Consider the following 24,444-nt stretch of genomic DNA (forward strand, 5'->3'; position numbering starts at 1 on the left):
CACTCCCTTCTTTCTGTGCGTCTCTTTGCGCTTGTCTTTTCGGGCTTTCCTTCCTGTCATTCGCTCCATCCCTTCATTTCGGGCGCAAGCAAGAAACCTCTTTCACCTCTTGTTGCTTGGTTTGACGAGGTATCTCGCTATACTACATTCGAAGAGACAGGATTGGCTTCCATGGCGTTCGACACAATATATGTCGCTTTCATTTTAGAGCAGGGCAATAAAAAAAGCCCGGCTTTCACCGGGCTAAAACGTGCAGTGGCTATGGACAGTTACTCGCCAATAATTTTGAACCCTATGGTAAATTGGAAAGTGCTCACACGGTCATCGGCTTCGAAAGTGCGGTTAAATACCTGATAGCTGTCTTTGCCCAACTTACTCAGGCTGCCTTCATAGCGGGCATCAATAGTGAACTTGCCGAAGTCGAAACCCACCCCCGCCTGATAGCCGATGGTCGAGTTCTTTACTTCATAATCGGTGGTGGTGGTTTGTCCGTTGCTGTCGGTCGCTTCTTCTTTTACAGAATAAGGGAAGCTCAAGACCGGACCGGCGTTGATGCGCATCACGCCACCCAAGAAACGGCGCCCCAGCAAAATGGGCACATCCAAGCTGTTGATATTGCGCTTCACGGTTTCGATATTCGAGAAGTTGCCACTGCCTTTCATGTTGGCACCCTTTTGCGAAATCAATAATTCCGGTTGCACAAACCAGTCGCCAATGCCCAAACGCAAGAAAGCGCCGCCCACAAAACCATATTTATACCCATCGTTTTTCAGGTCGTCGCTGTTTGGTATCAACTTATTGGCATTGATACCGGTGCGAATACCAAAGCTATAAGACTGCGCCCAAGCCGAATGAGCAAAAAGGGCAATCACTGCCATCATCATCCATTTTTTCATAGCGAGTTTTCTTTTTGGTGAACATTGAGAGCATACGCAAAAAATAGACCAAAGTTTGCCTAACGCAGTTTCAGCGTAACCAAAGTCAAGATTGCCAGCAAGATACCTACTATCCAAAAGCGTGTTACAATCTTGGCTTCATGGTAGCCCAACTTTTGATAGTGATGGTGTAAGGGCGCCATTTTAAAAATACGCCGCCCCTCGCCGTATTTGCGTTTGGTGTATTTGAAATACCCTACTTGCAACATCACCGACAGGTTTTCAACTACAAAGATGCCGCACAGCAAAGGCAACAAAAGCTCTTTGCGCACACACAGAGCCAGCACCGCAATGGTGCCCCCCAGCGAAAGGCTGCCCGTATCGCCCATGAACACCTGTGCCGGATAGGCATTGTACCACAAAAAGCCGATGCAAGCCCCGGTAAAAGCGGTACAGAAAATGGCTGCTTCGCCCAAATGCGGGATATACAACACGTTCAAATAATCGGAAAAGATGACGTTGCCCGAAATATAAGCAAAGATGGCCAGCGTGGTGCCTATAATAGCCGATGAGCCGGCAGCCAAACCATCGATGCCGTCGGTAATGTTGGCACCGTTCGATACGGCCGTGATGATAAATGTAACCACCAAAATATAAATCAGCGGCGTAAGCCAATCTACACCGAAGACATTGAGCATTTCATAATCAAACTCGTTATTCTTCATGAAAGGCACATTGGTCTTGGTGCTTTTGTACGTAACAGCCCAATAAGCGCTGCCCTCGCGCACAACCAGCCGCTTGCCCGTCACAGCCGGCAATGCTGCCATCTGTTCCGAGTGCTCGACAGGTATGTTCTCCTGCAAAACCACCTCTTCGTGAAAAAAGAGCGTAGTGCCTACTACCACGCCTATAATCACTTGCCCCACTATTTTCAACTTGCCCGACAAGCCCTCTTTGCTTTTTTTCAGCTTCAAGTAATCATCTACGAAACCAATGATACCCAAGCCCCCCGACGTAATGAGCAACAATATCACATAGATATTCGACAGGTCGGCAAACAACAGCACGGGAATAAAAATAGACAACAAAATGATGATGCCGCCCATGGTAGGCGTGCCTTGCTTTTCGCTTTGCCCTGCCAAGCCCAGCTCACGCACCTTTTCGCCAATCTGCTGTTTTCTTAAAAATAAAATGATTCTTTTGCCCAAGATGGTGGCAATGAGCAATGAAAAAACGGCCGCCATGCTGCCACGAAACGATATGTAACGAAAAACACCGGCACCTATCAGATCAAATTCTTGGTCTAAGTAAGTAAACAGATAGTACAGCATAATAATTTTCGACTTGTTTTTCTTTCTTCATTGAAAAATGAGCACTCACCAAAGGCACAAGTTAAAGCGCTTATGGAAATCAAACAAAGAAGTCAGCGGCTTTCGGTGTTTTTTTGCCAAATAGCCTTTTGCATAGCCTTTACAAAAGATTGTTTTTCAGAGCCTTGTGGTATTTTGTAGCCTTCAATTTCCTGTATGCTGCGCACCCCGGTTACATTCACCAGCCAACAGCCTTCGGCCCGAGCCATAAGCTGCGCAGGCTGCAACCGTACTTGGCGGCATTCAATGCCTTGTGCGTGCAAATAGCGCAGCCATTGCAGGCGCATGATGCCCGCCACGCAGCCCGTATGCAAGGCAGGCGTATAGAACACATCACCCACTGCCCAAAATAAATTCGACGAAGTGGCTTCGGCCACATGCCCCTCCACGTCCAGCAGCAGGGCGTCGTCGAAGCCTGTTTGCTGGGCATGGCGTGCTGCCAACACATAGGGCAAGGCTGCCAGGCGCTTTACCCCCGCCAACGGATGGGCATGCAGGCGGTAGGCATCATAAAGCGTGACGCGTATTGCCTCCCCGTCATGAAGGCGCTCCTGTACCCTGACGCCAAGCATACAGTGGGCATCGGCATGCGTGGCTCCATAAAGCCCCCCTTCGCGCCGCCACAGCATGATTTTCAAGCGCAAGCAAGGCGCTGCCACCCCCGACAGACGCTGCCACTCTGCTCCCCTTTCCGCCAGCCAAGCCGCAAAACCGGACGCTTTCGCCGGCAAATAAGCAGGCAAATCCAAACCCAAAGCTTCGGCACCGGCTTGCAGGCGCGCGTAGTGGTCTGCGGCAAACAATGCCCGCCCCCCACGCAAAATAATGGTCTCGAAAATGCCGTCACCATATTGAAAAGCACGGTCTTGCGGGGCAATACATGGATTTTTCACCCATTGGTTATCGAAATAATACCACATTTTCTTTGAAATATTGTGTACCTTTACCCACAACAAAACTACAAGATTATGTCTGAAGGCAGCAGCATCTTCGATATGATTGGACCCGTTATGATTGGACCCTCCAGCTCACATACCGCCGGAGTGGTGCGCATCGGAAGAGTGGCCGTCCGTTTATTGGGCGGCATACCCGAAGAAGCCACCATCACCTTTTTCAACTCTTTTGCACGCACCTACGAAGGGCACGGCAGCGACCGCGCCATCATTGCCGGCTTGCTCGACTTTAAAACCGACGACAAGCGCATCAAAGAGTCGTTTGAGTACGCCAAGCAACAAGGCTTGAAGTACCGCTTCCGGGCAGTGGGCAACGCCTCTACCCTGCACCCCAATACCGTCAAGCTGGAGCTTCGCCGGGGCGAACGCAGCATAGAAGTAGTGGGCGAAAGCCGGGGCGGCGGCCTCATCAATATTGCTTCTTACAATGGTTTTCGTGCCAACTTTTCTGCCTCACTGCATACCCTCATCGTGATGGCGCAAGACACCAAAGGGGCCATTGCTTTCCTTGCCGACATCCTTGCCCACGACGATTGCAACATTGCCACTTTATCCGTATCGCGCAAGGCAAAGAACGAGCTAGCTTGCCATTGCTATGAAATGGATTCGGGCATCCGCCCCATCACCCTCGAATACATGAAAAGTATTCCGTGGATAAAAGAAGTCATCTACATTCCCGACATCGACCTGTAAGCAGCTCTTTCCCGTCGATTCGCTGTTCGATTCAGAGAGCAAAAATGCAAATCTTTTTGCCCATAGCATACTAAAAAGTAACTTGTAAGAGTTATTTCAACAAAAAACCGATACAGCATGAAGCGAATCACGGGACTTTTCCTTTTGCTTTTTATTCTTGCAGGCACGGCAAGCCACGCCCAGCAAACATACACGCTGGAACAGTGTGTAGAAACCGCCGTACAAAACAGCCTCAGCATACAACGCAGTAGCCTGCAAGTGGAAGCTGCCCAAAGTAACTTCCGTCAATCGAAAGAGAACCTCTTGCCCACCATCAGCGGCAGTGCCACCGAAACTTTTCGCACGGGGCGCTCCATCGACCCTTTCACCAACCAGTTCATTCAAACCACCATCAATTCCACAAGCGTAGGCATCAATGCCGGTATGACCCTCTTCAATGGCTTTCAGCAAAGCAACAACATACGCAAGAACCGCATCGATTATCAGGCTGCGCAATACGATGTGGAACAGCAAAAGCAACAGGTAGCCATCGACGTAGCCAATGCTTACCTGCAGGTGGTCATGGCAAAAGAGCAGCTGAAAGTAGCCCAAGCACAGCGCGCCTCTACCGAAGCCCAGCTTAAGCGTGTGCAGGCGCAGTATGCAGCCGGGGCGGCAGCCGAAAATCAGGTGCTCGACCTCGAAGCCCAACTGGCAAACGACGACATCAACATAATAGCTGCCGAAAACCAATTGCGCCTTGCCAAGCTCAACCTGCAGCAAATCATGAACATTCCTTTGGATACTGCCTTCGACGTGGCAGATGTGCAAATAGAAACCATCACCAATCCTTACAGCGGGCAGTCTGTTGAAAGCCTGTACCAAATGGCTGCCCGGCATCAATACAGCCTCAAAAGCGCCGAGTTGCGCGCCCAAAGTGCCCGCATCAGCCGCGAAATAGCCCAAGGCAGACGCCTGCCCACCCTCTCGCTCAATGCCGGCTTGAGCTCGTTTTACACCAGCTCGGCACCCGAGCAGATTTTTGAGCCCGACGGCACCACCCGCACCGTAGAAGTGCCCATCGGTTATTTGCAAAGCGACCCTTCGCAGGTGGTTGTTGCCCAACAGACCGTGCCCAACGGCAAAATCGTAGATAACCGTTTTTGGAATCAGATGGATTATAACCTCAGCTCTTTCGTATCCATCAACCTGAACATACCCATCTACAGCGCAGGCACCACCCGCAACAGCATACAGCAAAGCAAAATACAAGAGCGCACGGCGCAAATACAAATGCAAGAAACACGCAACCAACTGCGCCAAAGCATAGAGCAGGCATACAACAACCTGTTGAGTGCCGAAATCACCTACAATGCACGCCTCAAACAGGTAGAAGCCCTCGAACGCACCTTCCGCAATGCCGAAAAACGCTTTGAGCTGGGCGGCACTTCCTTCGTCGATTACAACCTGGCAAAACTCAATCTTGCCCGGGCACAAGCTGACCTCATCCGTGCCAAATACGAATACTTGTTCCGCATTAAAGTGCTCGACTATCTCACCCAAGGCAACAACCCAAACGGACAGTAAAAAAGTATTTCACGCATCCCTTTTCATCCAAGAAAACAGAACTTTATTCATCATGGAACAGCATACGGTTATGAAAGAAAACAAAACTAAAAAAAGCCGCCGTTGGAAAGCATGGCACTTCATCGTGGCCGGCATCGTGTTCATTGTGCTGCTTATTGTGGCTCAAAAAGCCGGCTGGATAGGCAAAAAGCCGCTGCTTGAAGTAGAAACAGCCAAAGTGCAGCGTGCCACCATCGTAGAGAAAGTGGCAGCCTCCGGCAAAATACAACCCGAAGCCGAAGTGAAGGTAAGCCCCGAAGTGTCGGGCGAAATCATAGAGCTCACCGTGCAGGAAGGCGATTCGGTAGTGAAAGGGCAACTGTTGGTGCGCCTGCGCCCCGACCTGCTGCAAGCCGCCGTGGACCGCGCCCGTGCCGCCCTGCAGCAGCAGCAAGCGCAGCTCATGCAGGCACGCGCCCGTGAATCGCAAGCCAACGCCCGCTATATGATTGCCAAAGCCAACTTCGAACGCAACGAAAAGCTTTATGCCGAAAAAGTCATTTCGGACCTTGAATACCAGCAGTCGAAAACCGACTACGAAGTAGCCAAAGAAGAGTATGAAGCAGCCAAAAGCAGCACCAAAGCCGCCGAATATGCCGTGGCAAGTGCCCGCGCCACGCTCAAAGAAGCACAAGACAATCTGCGGCGCACCACCATTTACGCCCCCACCAGCGGCATCGTTTCCCTGCTCAACGTAGAATTGGGCGAGCGCGTCGTGGGAACCGCTCAAATGGCAGGCACCGAGCTGCTGCGCATTGCCGACCTCAACAACATGGAAGTGCGTGTCGATGTGAACGAAAACGACATTGTAAAAGTGTCGGTAGGCGATACGGCCACCGTCGAGATTGACGCCTTCATGGATGTGGAAGAGCCCATCTTGGGCGTGGTTACTGCCATTGCCAACACAGCCAACCAAACGGCCACCGCCGATGCCGTTACTGAATTCGAAGTGCGCATCCGCATTTTGCCCCGCTCCATAGAGATGCTGCGCCGCCATAGCGGCAAGCGCTACCCCTTGCGTCCGGGCATGACCGCTTCGGTAGAAATCACCACCAACCGGAAGGAAAACATTTTGGCAGTGCCCATTGCCGCCGTCACCACCCGTTTGCCCTCCGAGCTGAAACAGTCCGGCAACAAAGCCCCGGACGAAAACAAAAAACAAGCAGACAGTGCGCAAGAAAAATCCAATGCACAGACCGAAGAAGAGCCGCTGACCGTGGTCTTTGTCTATAAAGACGGAAAAGTAGAAGCCCGTGTGGTGGAAACCGGCATCAGCGACTTCGACAACATAGAAATCACCAAAGGACTGAAAGAAGGCGAGCAAATTGTAGTAGCTCCCTTTATTGCCATCTCCAAACAGCTGACCGACGGCAAGGAAGTGCAGCTGAAAGGTGAAGAAAAAGGCAAAAAAAGCAAGTCCGGCAAAGAACAAAGCGAAGACAAATAGCGCACTCACACCACACGCAAGCAAGACGCCCGGCATGGGCGTCTTTTTTTGTTTCGGCCTGCTTACAGGACTTTCAAGAACACGCCGCCTGTTCTTCTTTGCAAGACAAGCGACAAGAAGTATTGCGCGCCGAAGCGGATAAATCAAAACCAAAGAGCTCACAGGCAGCCCGTGCCCTTCCTTTCTATGCCCCTTTCAGCTTTTAGCTGCCTGCATGGCAAAACGGTTTTTCTTTTTGTCTTTCCGCCTGCCCTTTCGGGCACCTTCTTCTTTTGTCATTTCAAGCGCATGCGGGAAATCTTTTTTAGCTGCCTGACGCTTGGTTTGAGTGTGCCCAAAGCCTTCAAAATGCATGAAATCACTTCCGTTTAGAGAAGCCAACCGGCAACAAAGGCGCCAAAACCAGAAGGAAGAAAAAAAGGCAGCCCGGTGGCCTGAGGCTGTTGAGGCATCTCACGCCTGACTGTTTATCCTTCCCTCTGTCAAAGATTTTTGACTTATGAAGTAATGACACAAAACTATTTTCAATTGTCCCAAAAATTGCAAAAAAATTTACCGGCACCGTGCCATAAACGCTTTTGCACACACAACATGCCCTGCTACCCCGCAGCCCTCCTTTTGAGGATAGATGCACTATGTGGCATAGGCAAGCTTACCGAAGGTATCCTGCGGGATTCCGGAAACAAAATAAGGTATGCCTTTTTTCATGGGGAAGGCACTTGTTTCCCCCGCCCTTAAAGGCAGCAGGGAAAAGATACTCGAAAAACTGCGCAAGCTGTTAAAATAAAAAATGCCCCGTCGGGGTGGTCTTATGTGCCGTAGCACTGCCACCCGGGGCGGAGCGTCTTGCGACGCGGGTACCCTGCCAAAACAGGGCGCCCGCATCGCAGCGCGTTGTTTCGAATATAGCAAATTAAAACCAATCTTCCAAATCTCGAACCATCGCAATCCTTCTTTTAATGGTAGATGCGCTGCGCGGTTTCGCTTAGTCGAACTTTTGATAACTCTCTGGCTGAAAACGGCGAAAGTGCTGTGTATTTAAGTTGTCTAAAATTGTCAGTAACTACGCCATCATAATTTGGTCCCGTCAAAAAGAGAACAACATTTGGTTTGATAATTTGTAACTCGTCTTTTATAACTGAAAAATGTTTTCTTTCAGTTTCATAAATAATGTAGCCGGGTGGAAAACCTTTTTCACCGGACTTTCCTATTTTGACAATGTTATTCCAGATGTATTTAATTTTTTTGTTCGAAAATTTTTCTTCAAACATTGTCCTGAACTTGCTGAACCCATTCCAAAATTGTCCACCGTAACTCCAACATTCTCCACCGTTGTAAAACTTGTCGTCATAATCAAGAATTGGTTTTATGTGTTTGTGAATTGATGCTCCGTCTGTAAGAACTATGTCTGTATTAAAATCTCCCCAATCATTAGTTTCCTGTCCGAAAATCATAACACGAATGTCTGCATTTTGCCATTCGTTTTCTTTGTCAATGTAGAGCAGAAGCGGATTTGTTTAGGAATGGCACACAACGGTTTGCATATGGCTTGTGACGGTTTAGAAGCGTTTTCCTGTCCAACGAAACCAAAGCTGGCTACGAAGCGAAAAATCTTGCTGGCAGCCGTTCACCCACCATAAGCTATATGCTTTGTTGTGTGGCGTTTTATTTTAATTCGTATGTTTTCTAATCAATATTTTGTTCTCTAAATACCAAGATTTACCATTGTCGCCTGTTCCAAAAAAGAAGTCAGGATGTCCATGGTAATTAGGGTTGCTATTCAATAATTCTTCTCGTATATCGTTTGGAAGCCAATCAAAATTGAATTCCTCTTTCTTAAAATTTGGTGCGTCATACTCTGTATTTCTGTCAAACTCATAGAATTTCTCCATTGTAACTGTGTCAAAGTACAAAAGTGCTTCAAGAGAATAGTCAGATGGTCCAGATACTGAAATTCGCTTGTTTTGCCCTAAATTGTCAATATAAGTGTACTTGAATTTCACAGAAATAGGTTTGTAGGTCGAAAAGTCAAGTAATTTTCCGAGTTTATCAATGTCTGTTGAAATAGTTTCAGTAACGTTCTTAGATTTCACTACTTCTTCATTCTCTCCAGCTTTTTCAGAGTTTTTGTTAGCCTGCCGATCACAGGCAAACAATAGAGAAGACGTCAATAAAAATGCCAATATGTATTTCAAGTTATTCATATCTTAATGCCACATAGCAGTCTTGTATATGAAAAGTAGGCGGTTTCGGATCACTTCACTGTCAACCAAGCACAAATGTTGATAGAAGCACTGCACTTGATTTAAGCAAGTCAGCCCCCATTGCGGCAAACGGCTGTTACAGGCTGGCTTTATATTAAAATGTCTTGATGTGTCCATTTTCTAGCCAATCAGGAATTTCAAAATTATTTGCTTTTGGATGTTGATGAAAAATATTTCGCAGGTTTCTGAATACGGAATATGCTTCATTCATTATTTCTTTTTGTTTTTCAATATACTGTTTGTCGTATTGATTTTCGTTGATTTTGTGAGCTGGATTTTGTCTTTCCCTTCTAATTTTTTTCAACGGCTTAAATAAATCACTTACAGCCCCATCGCCTTTTACATTAAAAACTTTAGTTAGCCATTCTTCAAATAGTTGAAGTGTACCTTTCGATTTTCTTTCAACTACCCCATTTTCTAAATTTACATACTCAAAAAGCTCAACTTTACCTTCAAAAAAATCTCGGTTTATGTTCTCCGAAATCATTTTGTCAAGCAATAGGATAAAGTCGTTATAGTTTTTCAAAGTAGGCGTAAAAAAAAATGTAAACTCTTTTGGTCTATTTTCTTTTTCATATGTTCTCCTAAAGATTGGTTTTGAAAAAGCTAATTCTGTCAAGTCATTGATACATTTTTGCTCACCAAGAAAGCCAGAAAAGATTGAGTATGAAAATGTCCAATCGCCTTGAATTGTATTTTGATGATATTCTTCGAGCATTTTACAATTGCCCGACTTTTCTTTACTTCTCCAAAAAACTTGATGTTCAGGCGTTAAGTCTTTTAAGTATCTCAAATAAACAACAGCTAACCTGCCACCATTCTCATCAAATCCAAGTCCAAAGGTTTTTAAGAACACTTCATGTTCTTCTCTTACAATTGGATTTTCATTTTTGTCATACAAACAAGAAATTTGTCCTGAATAATCTTCAAACTTAAAATCAAATCTTGGGTCATTGAAATACAGGTCTAAAACTTCTATTTCAAAGAAAATCGGTTTAAAATGCGGTTCTCCTAAAGCAAGTTGCTTTGTGTAAAAAGCATTGCCAAATTCGACTAGGTTTCGGTTTTTTTGAAGATAAGTTTTACTAGGGTAAAGACAAATTGGGAATTCTGTATCCTCAGATGAAAAAGTAATTTCTCCAAATGATTGAAGAATTTCTTTTTTCTTCTTTGCTTCTTCTAAAATATGTACTTGGCTGTCAATTGGATAATGCTGAAAACTGATAATGTGTGGATTAGTGCTTGATTGAATTGAAATTATATCATCTTTAACTAATTCCTTTATAAGGTCGATTGAATTTTCATATTCAATGTTTAACTTTTGAGAGATATTCCTCAAAGGAATTCCATTGAAGTCCGATGAGGCTACAAAAAAATCATAAACCATATTTTCAATTCTGTCTTTCACTATAGCGGTGTCTCTTTAAGCTTGCCTGTAACGGTCTCGTGTATGAGCAGTGGCGGGATTTTCCGCACCTAGTTTCATATTTGCAGTGCCGTTTGTTTTATTCATTTTTGTTCCAATATTAGCACTTTGCCCGCCATTGCTTATAGACAATGTTGGCAGCTGGTATTTTAGTTGTCTTATCTATTAAAAATAAATTTCACAATTCTGTTAGCAGCTTTTTCTGTTGCAGTGTCTATATCTTCTTTTGTCCATGTATCTTTAGGATAACTAACAAGGCTTTGCGCTAATGCATATTTACTATCTTTATACCCAGCTTTACCTTTAATCGATTTTTGTTTTTTGGTTTTAAACCATTCATTACCAATCGATTTATTTATAACTTCTTCAAGTAGAATCTTATTACCAAGTTTGTTTACAACCCGTATAAATTCTTCTTTGTCTGTTATTCCAGCATCTTGTTGTATTGTGGTAATGTTTTTACCACTTGCGGGCATTATATGTTCAATATTTATCTTTTCTGTAAGATCAAATTCTATTCCTTTACTTTTTGAGTAAATATATTCGTTGAGAAATACTAGAAGGTTTTTTTCGTATTCAAGGATAGCTTCTTTTATGCTTTCTTCAGACCAATTTTTATTTATATGCTCGTTGAAATCATTTTTAATAGTTTCAATTGATACGTTCTTATCAACAAATTTTATGTTTTCACCGAATAAAAAAGTCTTGAATTTAGAACTAGAATAACCTGCATCGCTTAATTCCAAAATTGTAAATAATCTCAATAAACATTCACATATATCCAAAACTATTTCTTGATTGATTTCATTTGGTTCAAAACGAAATAAGTAACTAGTTAAAAACAGCTTTGCGTTTTCATTAAATTTTAGAAGTAATTTAATTATAGGATAGTCCTTAACTTCATTCCAAATATTTGTAATTTTAGATAAATTACTGCATAATTCTAAAGGTTCCTTTAATAGTTCCTTTTTAATATCAGTATAATATCTTCTTAAACCAGGGGTTGTAACATCCACAGAAACACTACCATCTTCTTTTAGGCTGATATATTCTCTGTTTCTTGCACGATTAATATACATAAATTGTTGTAATACACCGTTTATATCTATTATCCTGCGATTATTCAGTTCACTAGCCACTTTGTTTATATATTCCCACTGCTCGTTGAATGCTGATTTATTTTCACCGGCATTGGAATATAGTTGAGCAGAAATTATATCTGCATCGGTAAGCGGTAATCCCGTTGAGTTAAGCGAGTTAAACATTGTTATTGCTTGCTCAATTTGCCAACTACGTATTTCTATCACTTGACATTCCTGTAGGAATTTTTTTGCAAATTGATTCAATTGTGTTTCCGTCTTTTCACCTAATTTGGTATAGAAGAACTTGAAATTACGAAAATGGTTTGTATACTTATTGTCTTTTTGTTTGCGTGGTATTTTGTGAACGCTTTGCTCTGCACTTTCATAGTTTTCAGCCTCGATAATTTTTGTCACTTCATCAGGATATAATTCATTTATAGATTTATTTTCTAAAATCAAAATACCTTTAATTTTTGAGCTGTCTTTTAGCATTGACGGTATATCTTCATCTTCGGCTTTGTATAAAATTGCCATAATTTTATTTCTATTCGCTATAAGACCGGCTTTTAATGCTTCTGACTCTTCGTCATTAGGAACTTTTGGAATAGCTTCATTTAACCTTAATAGTAAAGCTTTAAGTAGCAAAAGAAAAGTAGTAGTCCTTTGTTGTCCATCAATTAGACTGAATTTGTTTGCCAATGAACAGTCAACAATGATTGTTCCGAAAAAATAGGGGTCACTTGCATCTGAAGAAATAAATGCTTCAATGTCTTGCCATAACTTGTCACATTGTGTTATGTCCCACGAATAGCTACGTTGATATTCAGGAATTACGAAATTCTCAACTTTTTTCAGTTTTAGATATTCACTAATCAGTTTTAGATTTGGTTCTATATTTTTTGCCATTTTTCTTTTTATATTTAGTTGTTGTTTTCTTAGTTGAGTCCTGTTTACACTTGCTGCCAACACTCAAATATACGCAATATATTCTTTTTTCGCATCTTTATGACGGGAAAACTACATAAGAATTCCAACATTATGCAACATAACGGGAAACAGAATATATTGTAAGATTTCACAAAACTTATGAAAATTAAGTGTTATGTCTATATTCCATTCGTTCCTACAAATTTCAGGAAGTTTTAAGTGAAATTTTATAGAGCATAGCGGATGCACTTTGATGTGAAAGGTGCAATTTGCACAACAATTGCATTTTAAGTTTGGGCGGGGGTTTGAAGCACAAAACTGTCAAGCCGCTACAAAGGTAGTTGCTTGCACACACTCCGAAACTATTTGTCAGCCGGCATATTTGCATAGCCCTTGTTGGCGGGAGGATTTCTTTTGTTTGCCGTTAGAGTTTAATTTCAGAAGTTTTAATTGTTTTAAAAGATGCAAATCTTTTTTTAAAAAACTCACTTTGGTCCGCCGGGGTCCTGCAGCCCTTGCCAAAGGGTTTGCATTTTATAACAGGTTTCTTTCCATTCTTTTTCCGGCTCGGAATCGGCCGTGATGCCGCAGCCGGCATAAAAGTAGAGCTTGTGCCTGTCGTATTGCATGCATCGCAGGTTTACGAACAAAGCGCTTTCGCCTTCTATGCCCATGGGTCCCCAAAAGCCGCTGTAGAGGCGGCGGTCATAGCCTTCATGCTTTTGCAGGAAAGTCATGGCTGCTTCTTTGGGCATGCCGCAAACTGCCGAGGTAGGGTGCAACAGCGGCAGCATGACATCGAAAAGGTTGGGATAGGCTACTGCCCGGGTATCTACTGCAAAGTCGGTGCGCAGATGAATGAGATTGGCAGCCCGCACGGTGCGCGGTCCCTGCTCTTCGAATTCGCGCAGGCGTATTTGCTTAAAGCAGTTGATGATATAGCGGCTTACCAGTGCCTGCTCTTCTATTTCTTTTTGCCGCCAGGCTACTTCCTGCAAAGGCACGGCAGGGTCGTAGGGCTGCGTGCCGGCAAGTGCCATGGTGCGAAAAATGCCGTTTACATCTTGCGATGCCAGGATTTCAGGCGTGGCGCCCAACCAACAACCATAGGCGGGCACATACAACAAAGTAACCATGGCATGAGGATAGCGCGCGGCCAGGCGCAAAAACCAGTCGCTCAGCGGGGGCAGCTGTGGCATGGGCAGGGCTTTGCGGCGCGAAAGCACCACCTTTTGCAGTTGTCCCCTGCCGATGGCACGCACGGCACGGCGCACCAAAGCTTCGAAACGCTCTTTTTCTTGTGGCGGCTCGTCGGGCCAGGCGGGCAGCTGCCCCATTTGCCTGCGGTGCTTGCCTTCCAGGTAGGCATAGATGCTGCCGGTGAGGGCAGCGGGCAATGCGCCCAGGCGGTCTTCAATCGCGGCGGTGGTCATGTGGGTAGAAAAGTGGCAGGAAGCCCGCAAACAGAGCGATTGATGCAGTCCGGGGGTGTTCACAAAGGGGCTTACGACAAAAGAGGGGCGGGCATCGAGTACCGAAGGGGGCGCGCCGTGGCTGCCGCCGCTCAGGTCTATCAGGCAGTGCTGCTCGGTGCGGTAAGGCAAACGCCACAACACCACCGGCACTTGGTGGTGATAGGCAGCGTAAAAGGCGGCTTCGAGCCAGGCCGCCTGTGTGGGGGTATCGACATCGGCGGTATGTATCATGGGCGGATAAAGTCAGCGATGGTAAAAGAAAAAAGCGTTGTGCCGGCAAAAGGTTTTCTTGGGGCGAAGGTCTTAGCGCTCTTTCACTGCCATGGTCAAACGGCTGATGCAGGTAAGCTTGCCTTCTTCGTTGGTGATGCGTATTTCCCACACTTGGGTGGTGCGCCCCAGATGAATGGCTTCGGCACGCCCGTAAATCCACTGCCCTTTGGGCACCGGGCGCAGGTGGTTGGCATTCACTTCCAGCCCCACACAGTAGTATTTTTCGCGATCTACGGCGAAGTTGGCAGCTACGCTGCCCAGCGTTTCGGCAAATACGACATTGGCGCCCCCATGCAAGATGCCGAGGGGTTGTATGCTGCGTTCGGTCACGGGCATTTTACCACAAAGGTAGTTTTCGCCTATTTCGGTAAACTCTATGCCCAAAAAATCCGACATGGTGCCTTTGTTGCGGGCATGCAGGGCATCTAAGGTAGCTTGTTGGTTCAATTTCACGCTCATCGCTCAATTCGTTTTATCTTTGTGCTTAAAAATACGGTTTCGCAAAGTAAATGACAAACCTACAGACTCACGAGCCGCTGCCCGAGCCGGCAGTGGTGTATTTGGTGCGCCACGGACAAACAGACTACAACAAGCGGCGCATAGTGCAGGGCAGCGGCGTAGATGCCCCGCTCAACGAAGAAGGACGGCGGCAAGCCTGGCTTTTCTATGAGCGTTTTCGCGACTATCCTTTCGACAAGCTCTATATTTCGCGCCTGCGCCGCACCTATGAATCGATGGAACCATTCATACAGGCACAATTGCCTTATGAAAGCCATGAGGCACTGAACGAAATCAGTTGGGGCATACACGAAGGCAAGCCCTTCGATCCGGCACAGCACCGCGAATACTTACAGGTGGTGTCGGCATGGCAACGGGGCGAAACACATCTTGCCATCGAAGGGGGCGAGAGCCCCGAACAGGTGGCTGCACGGCAGCGCCCTTTCATCGAGCAGCTCATTGCCCGCCTGCGTAGTGGTCAAGAGAAACGGGTGCTCATATGCATGCACGGGCGCGCCATGCGCATCTTGCTCACGCAGCTGTTGCGCTATCCGCTCTCCTATATGGATGTGTTTGAGCACCACAACATGGCTGCCTACAAGCTGCTGTTTACGGGCAACATGTTTCGTTTGGAAGGCTATTTTCTTGCCGGTGAGGAGCAGCAGCAGTAAGCAAGGTGTCCGTTTAGTGCTCTTGCTCTTTATTCCAGAAAGGCAACATCACTTCTTCGATGCTTTTGCGGCGCTCCATGAGCTTGAGGGCATACTGTTCGTAGGCTTTTTGCTCTTCGGTTTGGGGTTCCCAGCGGGGCACTTCCACACGCCGGCCTTCTTCATCTACCGCCACAAAAACGATGATGCAGTGGGTGGTTTTGTGATGATAGCCTTTGCGCAGGTTTTGCGCCCACACGTCAACGGCTATGTGCATGCTGGTGCGGCCGGTGTAAATGACTTGGGCTTGAATTTCCACCAAGTCGCCAATATGAATGGGCTTCATGAAGCGGATGCCCCCCACGTACACCGTCACGCAGTAGTGGCGCGACCAATTGACGGCACAGGCATAGCCGGCCTGGTCTATCCACTTCATAACGGCACCGCCGTGCACTTTTCCGCCGAAGTTCACATCTTGCGGCTCTGCCAAAAAACGCAGCAGAATGCTGTGGTTTGTTTCCATATAGTATAGGGTTTGAGTTTTTAGCGTTTGTTTCAAAACGTAGGTTGCCGCTTCCTTTTGCCGCAAAGCAAAGGGTGACTGCTGCCATGGTATGCGCCCCCTGTTTTATGTATTGCTTGTGTCCAAAGGCGGGTAGCGTAGCGGCAGGGCTTCGAGTGTTTCTACCACTTTCGACAACACCACGTAAGTTTTATACCAGTTTTTGTCAGCAGGCACCAAATGCCAAGGCACCCGGCTGCAGTGTTTGAATATTTGTTCATAGGCACGGTAATATTTATCCCTTTTTTCAGCCACTTCCCAATCGCTGTCGTTGTGCTTCCAAAACTTTTCGGGGTTGTTGCGGCGCTCTATGAGGCGGCGGCGCTGCTCGGCAGGCGACACGTGCAAAAAGAATTTCAACAGGCGGGTTTCGTTTTCTTCTTCGAGCAGGGCTTCAAAGCAGTTGATAAACTCATAGCGGCGGCGGGTGCGGGCTTCGTCTATCAGGCCTTCCACAACCGGCACCAATACGTCCTCGTAATGCGAACGATTGAAGATGTGAATCATGCCCTTGGCAGGCACATGTGGATGCACACGCCACAAAAAATCATGAGCCCTTTCTTCTTCGGTAGGCACCTTGAACGCTTTCACATGCACACCCAAGGGGTTCAAACCGGAAAACACCTTTCGAATGGCGCCATCTTTACCGGCTGCATCCAGCCCCTGAAAAATGACCAGCAGGCTGAAGCGTTGCTGCGCATACAACACTTTTTGCAGCTCTGCCAATCGTTTTTTCAGCGCTTTGGTCTTTTCTTTGATTTCTTCTTTTTGCAAAGAAGCGGGAGGCGCCGTGGGGGCTTGTTTCAGGTCTATGGTCATGCTTGTGTTTTTGTTGGGAAAAATAAAATACTGATTTGTACCTTTTCAGCCAAAAATGCAGTTGACAAAACACGGTCATTTCTGTTCTTTTGCTTAACTTGAATGTTGCAACAACTCACTATCGCTCTATGACTCAACCTTCTGATGCCGAAAGAGAAAAACATTTGCGCAGCCTGAAAGAAAGCATTACACAGGCCCGCTATGCTCTGCGCCACTATACCAATGAGCGTCGTCTGTCGCTGAATGCCGAGCAACTCTTCGAGTTGGTGATTGCCAGCCCCATTGCCTTTGCCATTTCATGGGACGAACAGGTCGATGAAGTGGAAAAGCAAATCATGCAATATGCCGCTCAAAGCGTGGCTTTCTTTTTCAATGAGCAGTTTACGCCCGAGCTGAAAGCCCTGTTCGAAGAGCTGCCCGTGCCCGACGACCTGCTTGATGACCGCCGTTTTCCGGAAGTTCTTTTCAAAGAACTTCGCTATTTGGCAGCTCACGCCGGTGAGTGGCAAACTGCTTTCACCGATGCCCTCAAAGCCATATTGCAGCTCGATCCGCTGGTGCGCCACTATGTGCCCGAACTCAAGCCCCTGGCGGAAACCATCACCGAAACCTTGCTTATCATCTTATTGAAAAACATAGGCAGCGACCACATAGAGGAAGAACACCTGTACACCATGCTTTCGCGCCTGGGGCTGAGTTTCAGCAAAGAGTTGTATATGCGTGTGCTGGACCAAGTATCGAACGACTAAGTGTCGCGGCGATTCACCAAAGTAGAGGTAGCCTGGTCAGCCGGGAGCACCAACACTTCGGCTATGTTTACATGGGCAGGCCGCGTGACAATGAACCATATCAAATCGGCAATATCTTCGGGGCGCAGGGGGCGGTAGCCTTCATACACTTTTTTGGCGCGCCCGGCGTCCCCTTTGAAGCGCACCAGAGAGAATTCGGTTTCTACCAAGCCGGGGTTGACTTCCGACACACGGATACCTTCCTTGTAGAGGTCTATGCGCATGGCTTTGGAAAGGGCATCTACCGCAAACTTCGAAGCACAATACACATTGCCTGCCGGATATACTTCTTTGCCTGCAATAGAGCCTATGTTCACGATGTGCCCCTGCTTGCGCTCAAGCATATAAGGCAACACCGCTTTGGTTACATACAGCAGCCCCTTCACATTTCCATCAATCATGGCGTCCCAGTCGTCCGGGTTGCCTTCCTGAATGGGTGCCAAGCCATGGGCATTGCCTGCATTGTTTATTAGCACATCGATGGCCTGCCATGCTTCGGGCAGCTGGCTCAGGGCTTGAGTCACGGCTTCGCGCTCGCGCACATCGAAGCGTAAGGTAAGCACTTCGGTGCGGGGGCTTAGTTCTTCTTTCAGGGCGTCGAGGCGTTCCCGGCGGCGTCCGCATAAAATAAGGCGCACGCCATAGGCTGCCATCAAGCGGGCGGTAGCCAAGCCAATGCCCGAAGTGGCGCCGGTAATCAAAGCGGTTTGTGGTTGTGTGCTCATAATAGTAAGACGGTTTGAAAGGTGTTTCATTTATTGGCAATAATGCAAAAAGATTTTTATTTTGGAATAGGTCGAAGCCCCATGCCCTTATGCTTACGCTCTCTTCTTTGCTAAAATGCAGTGCCCGGGCTTACCATATCAGCCGCCACGGGCAAGCCTGTCATCTATACGAATGGCTACAAAGCCACAACGGTGCCTGCTCAGCCTTGTTTTGCGCGCGGGTGTTGCCACGCGTAGCACGTAGCGCGCAGGAAGCATTAGGCGTTTTTGCGGATATACATGCCCATTTTCCGCTGCCCGGCTTCCGCAAGCAGCAGCACCCACCCCACAACAGCCATGCGTATTTTCAGTGGGGCAAAGCCATTTTTCACGCTTACATACGCTACTATTCTTCCACGCCGCCCTTGCCTCATGCCTTTGCTTTCGGCTTTGAAGCCGGTGACTGGCGTGCTTCGCTGGGTTTTCTTGCTTTCTTGGAAGAGCACCACAAGCATATCGCCCCTAAGGCAAGGGAAGAGCAGGCAGCAGCCCTGCAGCGCCGTTTGGGCAACCGCATCACACAATTGCAGTCGCTGCTGCCCTTTCTGCCTCATGTTCCCTATCACTCTCTTTATGAAAACATGGCAAAAAGCCGGCAGCCCGGTGCCACTGCCCTGTGCCCGCATGCACTGATTGCAGAGTGGGAAAAAATTTATCAAGATGTGTTTCTTTCAGAACCGTTTGCCTTATGATACTACGCTTACCACAGAGCGCCACTGCCCGCATCGCCTACCCTTTCCGGCTAATTGCCTATAGTCTGGCATTTGTTTTATGCCTTATCAACTTTGAACAATATGTACAGGTGCACAAAACACAGCTCTACTTTTTAATGGGCTTTTCTTTGCTTTACCCACACCTTATCCATTGGCTTTTCGCCTACCTGGAGCAGCACGTATGGTGGCGGCAGCACTTTCTCTTGCCCGATGCCGTGTTGCTGGGCTATACACTTCATGTGTTTGGTTTGCCGCCGGTCATTTCCATTACACTCAACGCCATGCTATTTGGCAGCCATGTTGCACTGCGTGGGTGGCGCCACAGCCCGGTCCTCCTTCTTGCCGAAATGGCAGGCTTTGGGGCTACCGTGCTCATCGAGGGGGGGCATTGGTACCTTACCCCGCCCAACTATTTAAATGCCGTCATATGTTCTATGGTCATGGCTTTTTATTGCCTTGCCTTCGGTTATGAAGCCTATCGTCAGTCTTCTTCACTCAAAAAAGCACGGATAGCCATTGAGCAGCAAGCGCATATGTTGCAGCAGCAAAAACAAGAGCTGGAAGAACTCCACCACAAACAAGTACAATTGATGCAGATTATCGCACACGACATGAAGACCCCCTTACACAATATTATGGGCTTGTTGGATGTGATGCGCCTGAGCGGCAGTTTCAACCAACAGCAAACCGAGGCTTATGAGCGCATCCTTAAGGTAGTGGAACAGCAAAGAGAACGTATCAATAAAATACTAAGCGAGCGCGCCCGGCAAACGGGACAAATAGAAATGCAAATCGAGCGGCTGCCCGTCAATGAGCTGCTACACGAGTGTTTGGAACTGCAGCTTCCTTCACTCAAGCGAAAGCAACTGCGCCCCTTTGTGAGCTTCGATAAACGCCCCCTGCATATTCGCGCCGACAAAAAGCTGCTCATGGAAGTGATGGAAAACCTGCTTTCCAATGCCATCAAGTATTCGCCACCGGGCAAGTGCATAGAGCTCAGCAGCTATGCCGAAGGCGGCCAGGTCATCATAGGCGTCCGCGATGAAGGACCGGGCATTCCCGAAAAAGAGCAAAGTCGTTTGTTTAAACGCTTTCAAACCCTCAGCCCCCGCCCCACTCAAGGCGAAGACAGCAGCGGGCTGGACTTGTTCATTGCCAAACAGCTTACCGAACAAATGGGCGGGCACCTGACCTTCAAAAGCCAAGAAGGCAAAGGAAGTACTTTTTATTTGTTTTTTCCTGAAGCGTAGTTTTTTCGAAAATTTTGTATATTTTGGCTAAAAGGGAATTGACTAAAATTTTTACGGACATGAATACCAAAGCTTCTGTAGAAACCATTCAACTGGCATTGTCTGACGAAGCTGTGCTGCGTTGCAAACACATTTTACGCGAACTATATCCGCATATACCACAGGAAGACGACGCTTTTTTGTTTGCAATCCGGAAGTTGCAGGTAGAGGGCTATAACCTGGCTTATATCGAAAAAGAGGGCATTGCCGCTTCTTTGGTAGGATTTCGCGTAGGCGAAAACTTGGCATGGGGCAAGTATATTTTCATTGATGAACTTGCGACGGCAAAGAAGTACCGTCATCAGGGGCTGGCATCTGCCATTATCGACTGGCTGGTAGATTATGCCAAAACCAAAAAATGCAGCAAGATATTTCTTGACTTCGTAATGGTGGACGATAGAGCCAAAGCATGGGCAAAACAAAAAGGATTTAAAGAATACAGCACCCGCTATGCCATCACCTTGTAAACCGTATCTTTTTGCCGTGGCTTGGCTCCTGCTTTTCTGCTTGGGACAGCCGCCGGGCGCAGTGGCTCAAGAGGTGCATCCGGCCATGCTCTTCCACGATGTGCAGGTGCTTGCCCACGACAACATGCAGGGCAGAAAAACAGGCACCGAAGGCAACCGCCAAGCACGGGCTTATATTGTTCGCCGTTTAAAAGAAATCGGGCTGCAGGGCTTTGCGCCCAACTATAGCCATACATTCAACTACCCACAGGGCGAAGGCATCAACCTGGTGGCATACATCAAGGGGCAAAGTGAAAAGTACATTGTAGTGAGTGCCCACTACGACCATCTGGGCGTGCAGGAAGGGCAGGTATTCAATGGCGCCGACGACAATGCCTCCGGGGTGGCTGCTGCCCTGCAGCTGGCTACTGTCCTGAACCAACAAAGCTCACTGCGCTATTCGTGGTTGTTTGTGTTCTTCGATGCCGAAGAAGACGGCCTATTGGGTGCCCGGGCTTTTGTCAACAAGCCACCAGTGCCACTAAAAAACATCGTGCTCAATCTCAATTTCGACATGCTGAGTCGCAGCAGCCGCCACGAATTGTATGTATGCGGTACTGCTCATTACCCCAAATTGCGTCCGCTGGTGGAGCGCTGTGTGCCCCCACCGGGGCTGCGCATTGCCTTTGGGCACGACACCCCCAAGCTGGGCACCCAAGACTGGACCAACGCCTCTGACCATTATGCCTTTCACCAAAAGGGCATCCCGTTCCTTTATTTCGGCGTAGAAGACCACCCCGACTACCACCGCCCTACCGATGATTACGACAAAATAGACCGGGACTTTTATTTGAAGGTAGTAAAGTATTTGGCTCAACTTGCCCTGCTCATCGACAAGCAGCTGTAGGCACTCAGGGAGCCGGGGGCTCGGTAAACACATGGCAAGGAATATGATGAGCGGCGCAAGCTGCTTCAAGCTGCTTGAGGCGGGGCGTGTGCCGGTGTTTTTCTTTTATCAGGCGCAGATAAACGCCCTTTATGCGCCGGGGATAGCGTTTCACCAAATGGGCATATATGGAGGGGTCTTGTTGCCCGCTATCGCCTATCAACACAAAAGGCAGCCGATACATTTCCAAAAGGTGTTCAATGGTCGTGCGTTTGTGCGAATGCTTTTTTTGAAAGAGTGTCTTCCAGTGGTGCACACGCTCGCGTAACAACAAGCAGCCGTCAGGGAAATGGTTGATTTTTAGAAAGTCGTGAATCAAGTCAAACAAATTCCACTCACTGTTGGATACATAAAAAAACAAAGGCGGGGCAGCCTCGCGCCTTATTAAGGAAGCATAAAATGCCTGCATGCCGGGGACGGCTTTCCGTCTGTGTGTGTCATAAAACAGGAGGTATTGCAGGCGCTTCCACCAACGGGTGGCATGTGTTTTCAGTACGGTGTCGTCTACGTCCGACACCACAATATAGGGCGTATGTTCCCGGGGTTTATGCAACGGTATTTGTATATACACGCGGTGGGCTTCCATTCCCAACCGAACAGAAGATGGCATGAAGCCGCTTGCTTCTACTTCAAAGCTAAAACTTCCGTCTTGGCCCGTGGTGTGCACATGGCGGCGGTCCTGTTCATAAAGGACCACGGGCACATGCTCAATGCCTCTTGCCAAATAGCGGCGCAACAACAAACGCAAAGGACGCCAAAAAGAAGAGGACTGCCGGGCAGAGGTTTCACTACACTCCACCACATGTCCTTTTACACAAATTTTCGTATTATTAGCGTACGCAACGCAAGCCTGAAAGCAGGGATGCGGGCGTATTTTCAATATTTTTCTTAGTAAAGCCGGTAACATATATGTCTCACGAATTGAAACGTTTTTTGTTTGTGGTCAATCCCATTTCGGGGGGGCGTGACAAAAGCACTTTTTTGCAACACCTTCCCCAATGGGCGCAAAACCATAACTATGAATTACATATTTACAAAACGACCGGCAATAACGACCGGCAAAGTATAGAAGAAACAATAAAAAAAGAAAAACCACAAGTGGTGGTGGCGGTGGGCGGCGACGGCACCTGCAAATTGGTAGCCGAAAGCCTGCAAGGAAGCGATGCGGTGCTGGGCATCATCCCCTTTGGTTCTGCCAATGGTTTGGCCACCTCCTTGCGTATTCCTACCGACCCGCAAGCAGCCCTGCAAGCCCTGCCGCAAATGCAAGTTTACAAACTGGATGCCTTGTATGTAAACAAATCACTGACTTTGCACCTTGCCGACATAGGCTTCAATGCGAAGGTCATTCACCGTTTTCAGGAAGAAGAAGTACGCGGGTGGTGGGGATATTTCAAACTCTATTTGCAAGAGCGGCGCTCGCTCACCCCTTTCAAAATACGCTTTCACCTGCCGCACGCCCAAGAGCGCAAGTGGTTTAGCAAAAAAGCCTATATCTTGGTCATTGCCAACATGCAACGCTATGGAACCGGGGCGCTCATCAACCCTGTGGGGCGTGCCAACGACGGCAAGTTTGAACTGGTGCTCATCCGCCCCATTCAGTGGTGGCGTCTGCTGCTGGCACTGCCTCTGTTCTTTTCGGACAGACACCTGCAAAGAGGACTAAGCAAGATATGGCAAACCGATTATGCCGAGCTCTATTTAAAAAAAGCCGAAGAGCTGCAAGTGGACGGCGAGCCCATGGGCAAGCATAAAAAGGTGGTTGTGCGTCTGAAAAAACAAGCTATTCCCATTCTCTGCCCCCAAGAGCAAACAAACAACGGGTTTTCATTGTTTTCTTAGCAAACACAAGAGACAAGCCCATGCTTTATCGACTAATTATCAGTAGCTTTTTGCTGATGAGCCCCCTGACTGCCTGTGGCCAAAGCCCTCAACAGAACCAAAAAGAAACCTCACAAAAAAGTATAGCCATGGACAAGCCCAAACACCCCCTCCCCACTTCCGAAGAAGAGTGGCGCCGGATACTTACCCCCGAACAATACCGGGTACTGCGCCAAAAAGGCACCGAGCCGCCGTTCAGCGGCAAATTCTATAAACACAAAGAAACAGGCACCTATGTGTGTGCAGCCTGTGGTAACGAACTGTTCCCCTCCGGCACCAAATACGACTCCGGTTGTGGCTGGCCTGCCTTTTACGACGCCCTTCCCGGCGCTGTTGTCTTTCAAGATGACTACAGCCACGGCATGTACCGCATAGAAGTGCTGTGTGCACGCTGCAAGAGTCATTTAGGGCACATTTTCGACGATGGCCCGGCACCTACGGGTAAGCGCTACTGCATCAATTCGGTGGCAATGGACTTCAAAAAAGAAGAAGATGATGCAAACAAGTCTTCTGAATAAGAAGAACCACGAGAGTGCAAGCTAAAATCAGCCGGGCTTTCCTTCTTCGTCATTTCGCTTCCTTTTCATTTCGAGCATAGGCGAAAAAGCTCTTTGTTTCCTGTGGCTTGACGGGATGAGGTTGAGATTTCTCACCTCACGCAGTGAGGTGAGAAATCTCAAATAGCTTTTTCTTCTTCT

General features: G+C 47.5%; 25 protein-coding genes. 11 read left to right on the forward strand and 14 right to left on the reverse strand.

The annotated features are described in order from the left end of the window. Window positions 1–269: 269 nt before the first annotated feature. The 3 genes from K384_RS06235 to K384_RS06245 form a co-directional block, all read right to left on the reverse strand. Window positions 270–896 (reverse strand): porin family protein, encoded by a 627-nt coding sequence (locus tag K384_RS06235; protein ID WP_038030465.1) that lies wholly within the window; start codon window positions 894–896, stop codon window positions 270–272. Window positions 897–955: 59 nt separating this feature from the next. Continuing rightward, on the reverse strand, window positions 956–2,206 hold the full coding sequence (mraY, locus tag K384_RS06240) for a phospho-N-acetylmuramoyl-pentapeptide-transferase (protein ID WP_038030467.1): 1,251 nt from the start codon (window positions 2,204–2,206) through the stop codon (window positions 956–958). Window positions 2,207–2,298: 92 nt separating this feature from the next. After that, window positions 2,299–3,165 (reverse strand): aminotransferase class IV, encoded by an 867-nt coding sequence (locus tag K384_RS06245; RefSeq protein ID WP_051633177.1) that lies wholly within the window; start codon window positions 3,163–3,165, stop codon window positions 2,299–2,301. Window positions 3,166–3,213: 48 nt separating this feature from the next. Between K384_RS06245 and sdaAB the strand changes: the two genes are divergently transcribed. The 3 genes from sdaAB to K384_RS06260 all read left to right on the forward strand — a co-directional run bounded on the left by sdaAB (window position 3,214) and on the right by K384_RS06260 (window position 6,943). Then, entirely contained in the window at window positions 3,214–3,891 is a 678-nt protein-coding gene (sdaAB, locus tag K384_RS06250; protein WP_038030469.1) for an L-serine ammonia-lyase, iron-sulfur-dependent subunit beta, read from the forward strand. Window positions 3,892–4,008: 117 nt separating this feature from the next. Next, complete coding sequence (locus K384_RS06255) at window positions 4,009–5,457, forward strand: TolC family protein (protein ID WP_038030471.1); 1,449 nt, start codon at window positions 4,009–4,011, stop codon at window positions 5,455–5,457. 52 nt (window positions 5,458–5,509) lie between these two features. Then, entirely contained in the window at window positions 5,510–6,943 is a 1,434-nt protein-coding gene (locus K384_RS06260; RefSeq protein WP_245605286.1) for an efflux RND transporter periplasmic adaptor subunit, read from the forward strand. A 195-nt stretch (window positions 6,944–7,138) separates the two neighbouring features. On the opposite strand, the gene K384_RS13730 is transcribed toward K384_RS06260, so the two are convergent. The 7 genes from K384_RS13730 to K384_RS06295 all read right to left on the reverse strand — a co-directional run bounded on the left by K384_RS13730 (window position 7,139) and on the right by K384_RS06295 (window position 14,849). After that, the gene (locus K384_RS13730; protein WP_157630077.1) at window positions 7,139–7,297 is read right to left on the reverse strand and encodes a hypothetical protein; all 159 of its coding nucleotides are present in this window, start codon (window positions 7,295–7,297) and stop codon (window positions 7,139–7,141) included. 602 nt (window positions 7,298–7,899) lie between these two features. Next, entirely contained in the window at window positions 7,900–8,397 is a 498-nt protein-coding gene (locus K384_RS06270; protein ID WP_038030474.1) for a hypothetical protein, read from the reverse strand. 216 nt (window positions 8,398–8,613) lie between these two features. Further along, window positions 8,614–9,147 (reverse strand): hypothetical protein, encoded by a 534-nt coding sequence (locus tag K384_RS06275; RefSeq protein WP_038030477.1) that lies wholly within the window; start codon window positions 9,145–9,147, stop codon window positions 8,614–8,616. Window positions 9,148–9,301: 154 nt separating this feature from the next. Next, entirely contained in the window at window positions 9,302–10,615 is a 1,314-nt protein-coding gene (locus tag K384_RS06280; protein ID WP_157630079.1) for a hypothetical protein, read from the reverse strand. Between the two features lie 176 nt (window positions 10,616–10,791). Next, window positions 10,792–12,621 carry a DUF262 domain-containing protein gene (locus K384_RS06285; protein ID WP_038030483.1) on the reverse strand — a complete coding sequence of 610 codons (1,830 nt, stop codon included), beginning with the start codon at window positions 12,619–12,621 and terminating at the stop codon, window positions 10,792–10,794. 506 nt (window positions 12,622–13,127) lie between these two features. Next, the gene (locus K384_RS06290) at window positions 13,128–14,348 is read right to left on the reverse strand and encodes a chorismate-binding protein (RefSeq protein ID WP_038030487.1); all 1,221 of its coding nucleotides are present in this window, start codon (window positions 14,346–14,348) and stop codon (window positions 13,128–13,130) included. Between the two features lie 72 nt (window positions 14,349–14,420). Further along, a complete protein-coding gene (locus tag K384_RS06295; protein WP_038030489.1) occupies window positions 14,421–14,849 on the reverse strand; it encodes a PaaI family thioesterase in 429 nt (142 codons plus the stop codon). 50 nt (window positions 14,850–14,899) lie between these two features. Here K384_RS06295 and K384_RS06300 point away from each other — a divergent pair, with 50 nt between their 5' ends. Then, on the forward strand, window positions 14,900–15,559 hold the full coding sequence (locus K384_RS06300) for a histidine phosphatase family protein (RefSeq protein WP_051633178.1): 660 nt from the start codon (window positions 14,900–14,902) through the stop codon (window positions 15,557–15,559). Window positions 15,560–15,572: 13 nt separating this feature from the next. Here the strand turns inward: K384_RS06300 and K384_RS06305 are convergent, their stop codons facing one another. Next, window positions 15,573–16,061 carry an acyl-CoA thioesterase gene (locus K384_RS06305; RefSeq protein WP_038030491.1) on the reverse strand — a complete coding sequence of 163 codons (489 nt, stop codon included), beginning with the start codon at window positions 16,059–16,061 and terminating at the stop codon, window positions 15,573–15,575. 105 nt (window positions 16,062–16,166) lie between these two features. Continuing rightward, window positions 16,167–16,919, reverse strand: coding sequence for a PPK2 family polyphosphate kinase (locus K384_RS06310; RefSeq protein WP_051633179.1), 753 nt, complete (start codon window positions 16,917–16,919; stop codon window positions 16,167–16,169). A gap of 128 nt (window positions 16,920–17,047) precedes the next feature. On the opposite strand from K384_RS06310, the gene K384_RS06315 reads away from it, so the two are divergent. Continuing rightward, complete coding sequence (locus K384_RS06315; protein WP_038030493.1) at window positions 17,048–17,668, forward strand: hypothetical protein; 621 nt, start codon at window positions 17,048–17,050, stop codon at window positions 17,666–17,668. Here the strand turns inward: K384_RS06315 and K384_RS06320 are convergent. Continuing rightward, window positions 17,665–18,432, reverse strand: a complete 768-nt coding sequence (locus K384_RS06320) for an SDR family NAD(P)-dependent oxidoreductase (protein ID WP_038030495.1) — start codon at window positions 18,430–18,432, stop codon at window positions 17,665–17,667. The genes K384_RS06315 and K384_RS06320 overlap by 4 nt on opposite strands. Window positions 18,433–18,521: 89 nt before the next feature. Here K384_RS06320 and K384_RS06325 point away from each other — a divergent pair, with 89 nt between their 5' ends. The 4 genes from K384_RS06325 to K384_RS06340 are packed head-to-tail and all read left to right on the forward strand — an operon-like array spanning window position 18,522 to window position 21,826. Further along, complete coding sequence (locus K384_RS06325; RefSeq protein ID WP_038030497.1) at window positions 18,522–19,163, forward strand: hypothetical protein; 642 nt, start codon at window positions 18,522–18,524, stop codon at window positions 19,161–19,163. Beyond that, the gene (locus K384_RS06330; protein WP_038030499.1) at window positions 19,160–20,434 is read left to right on the forward strand and encodes a sensor histidine kinase; all 1,275 of its coding nucleotides are present in this window, start codon (window positions 19,160–19,162) and stop codon (window positions 20,432–20,434) included. The genes K384_RS06325 and K384_RS06330 overlap by 4 nt, the downstream gene beginning before the upstream one ends. Before the next feature lie 59 nt (window positions 20,435–20,493). Next, window positions 20,494–20,940 (forward strand): GNAT family N-acetyltransferase, encoded by a 447-nt coding sequence (locus K384_RS13320; protein ID WP_051633180.1) that lies wholly within the window; start codon window positions 20,494–20,496, stop codon window positions 20,938–20,940. A gap of 16 nt (window positions 20,941–20,956) precedes the next feature. Further along, window positions 20,957–21,826 carry a M28 family peptidase gene (locus tag K384_RS06340; protein ID WP_169737622.1) on the forward strand — a complete coding sequence of 290 codons (870 nt, stop codon included), beginning with the start codon at window positions 20,957–20,959 and terminating at the stop codon, window positions 21,824–21,826. A 4-nt stretch (window positions 21,827–21,830) separates the two neighbouring features. Here the strand turns inward: K384_RS06340 and K384_RS13325 are convergent, their stop codons facing one another. After that, window positions 21,831–22,664 carry a phosphatase domain-containing protein gene (locus K384_RS13325; protein ID WP_169737623.1) on the reverse strand — a complete coding sequence of 278 codons (834 nt, stop codon included), beginning with the start codon at window positions 22,662–22,664 and terminating at the stop codon, window positions 21,831–21,833. A 110-nt stretch (window positions 22,665–22,774) separates the two neighbouring features. Here K384_RS13325 and K384_RS06350 point away from each other — a divergent pair, with 110 nt between their 5' ends. Together K384_RS06350 and msrB are read left to right on the forward strand one after the other, a co-directional pair. Beyond that, on the forward strand, window positions 22,775–23,707 hold the full coding sequence (locus K384_RS06350; RefSeq protein ID WP_051633182.1) for a diacylglycerol/lipid kinase family protein: 933 nt from the start codon (window positions 22,775–22,777) through the stop codon (window positions 23,705–23,707). 20 nt (window positions 23,708–23,727) lie between these two features. Beyond that, window positions 23,728–24,264: a peptide-methionine (R)-S-oxide reductase MsrB gene (gene msrB, locus K384_RS06355; RefSeq protein WP_245605287.1), complete on the forward strand. Its 537-nt coding sequence runs from the start codon at window positions 23,728–23,730 to the stop codon at window positions 24,262–24,264. Window positions 24,265–24,444 lie beyond the last annotated feature (180 nt).

This window comes from Thermonema rossianum DSM 10300 (genome assembly GCF_000426825.1).
In the GTDB taxonomy this organism is placed as follows: Bacteria; Bacteroidota; Bacteroidia; order Cytophagales; family Thermonemataceae; genus Thermonema; species Thermonema rossianum.

What these genes read in the sequence shown, in the direction of transcription:
- K384_RS06300 (WP_051633178.1), top strand. Translation starts at nt 14,900, where the DNA reads ATGACAAACCTACAGACTCACGAGCCGCTGCCCGAGCCGGCAGTGGTG.
- sdaAB (WP_038030469.1), top strand. Translation starts at nt 3,214, where the DNA reads ATGTCTGAAGGCAGCAGCATCTTCGATATGATTGGACCCGTTATGATT.
- K384_RS06310 (WP_051633179.1), bottom strand. Translation starts at nt 16,919, where the DNA reads ATGACCATAGACCTGAAACAAGCCCCCACGGCGCCTCCCGCTTCTTTG.
- K384_RS06260 (WP_245605286.1), top strand. Translation starts at nt 5,510, where the DNA reads ATGGAACAGCATACGGTTATGAAAGAAAACAAAACTAAAAAAAGCCGC.
- K384_RS06320 (WP_038030495.1), bottom strand. Translation starts at nt 18,432, where the DNA reads ATGAGCACACAACCACAAACCGCTTTGATTACCGGCGCCACTTCGGGC.
- mraY (WP_038030467.1), bottom strand. Translation starts at nt 2,206, where the DNA reads ATGCTGTACTATCTGTTTACTTACTTAGACCAAGAATTTGATCTGATA.
- msrB (WP_245605287.1), top strand. Translation starts at nt 23,728, where the DNA reads ATGCTTTATCGACTAATTATCAGTAGCTTTTTGCTGATGAGCCCCCTG.
- K384_RS06325 (WP_038030497.1), top strand. Translation starts at nt 18,522, where the DNA reads ATGCTTACGCTCTCTTCTTTGCTAAAATGCAGTGCCCGGGCTTACCAT.
- K384_RS06245 (WP_051633177.1), bottom strand. Translation starts at nt 3,165, where the DNA reads ATGTGGTATTATTTCGATAACCAATGGGTGAAAAATCCATGTATTGCC.
- K384_RS06235 (WP_038030465.1), bottom strand. Translation starts at nt 896, where the DNA reads ATGAAAAAATGGATGATGATGGCAGTGATTGCCCTTTTTGCTCATTCG.
- K384_RS06255 (WP_038030471.1), top strand. Translation starts at nt 4,009, where the DNA reads ATGAAGCGAATCACGGGACTTTTCCTTTTGCTTTTTATTCTTGCAGGC.
- K384_RS06305 (WP_038030491.1), bottom strand. Translation starts at nt 16,061, where the DNA reads ATGGAAACAAACCACAGCATTCTGCTGCGTTTTTTGGCAGAGCCGCAA.
- K384_RS13320 (WP_051633180.1), top strand. Translation starts at nt 20,494, where the DNA reads ATGAATACCAAAGCTTCTGTAGAAACCATTCAACTGGCATTGTCTGAC.
- K384_RS06290 (WP_038030487.1), bottom strand. Translation starts at nt 14,348, where the DNA reads ATGATACATACCGCCGATGTCGATACCCCCACACAGGCGGCCTGGCTC.
- K384_RS06295 (WP_038030489.1), bottom strand. Translation starts at nt 14,849, where the DNA reads ATGAGCGTGAAATTGAACCAACAAGCTACCTTAGATGCCCTGCATGCC.
- K384_RS06285 (WP_038030483.1), bottom strand. Translation starts at nt 12,621, where the DNA reads ATGGCAAAAAATATAGAACCAAATCTAAAACTGATTAGTGAATATCTA.
- K384_RS06350 (WP_051633182.1), top strand. Translation starts at nt 22,775, where the DNA reads ATGTCTCACGAATTGAAACGTTTTTTGTTTGTGGTCAATCCCATTTCG.
- K384_RS06315 (WP_038030493.1), top strand. Translation starts at nt 17,048, where the DNA reads ATGACTCAACCTTCTGATGCCGAAAGAGAAAAACATTTGCGCAGCCTG.
- K384_RS06330 (WP_038030499.1), top strand. Translation starts at nt 19,160, where the DNA reads ATGATACTACGCTTACCACAGAGCGCCACTGCCCGCATCGCCTACCCT.
- K384_RS06275 (WP_038030477.1), bottom strand. Translation starts at nt 9,147, where the DNA reads ATGAATAACTTGAAATACATATTGGCATTTTTATTGACGTCTTCTCTA.
- K384_RS13730 (WP_157630077.1), bottom strand. Translation starts at nt 7,297, where the DNA reads ATGCATTTTGAAGGCTTTGGGCACACTCAAACCAAGCGTCAGGCAGCT.
- K384_RS06270 (WP_038030474.1), bottom strand. Translation starts at nt 8,397, where the DNA reads ATGATTTTCGGACAGGAAACTAATGATTGGGGAGATTTTAATACAGAC.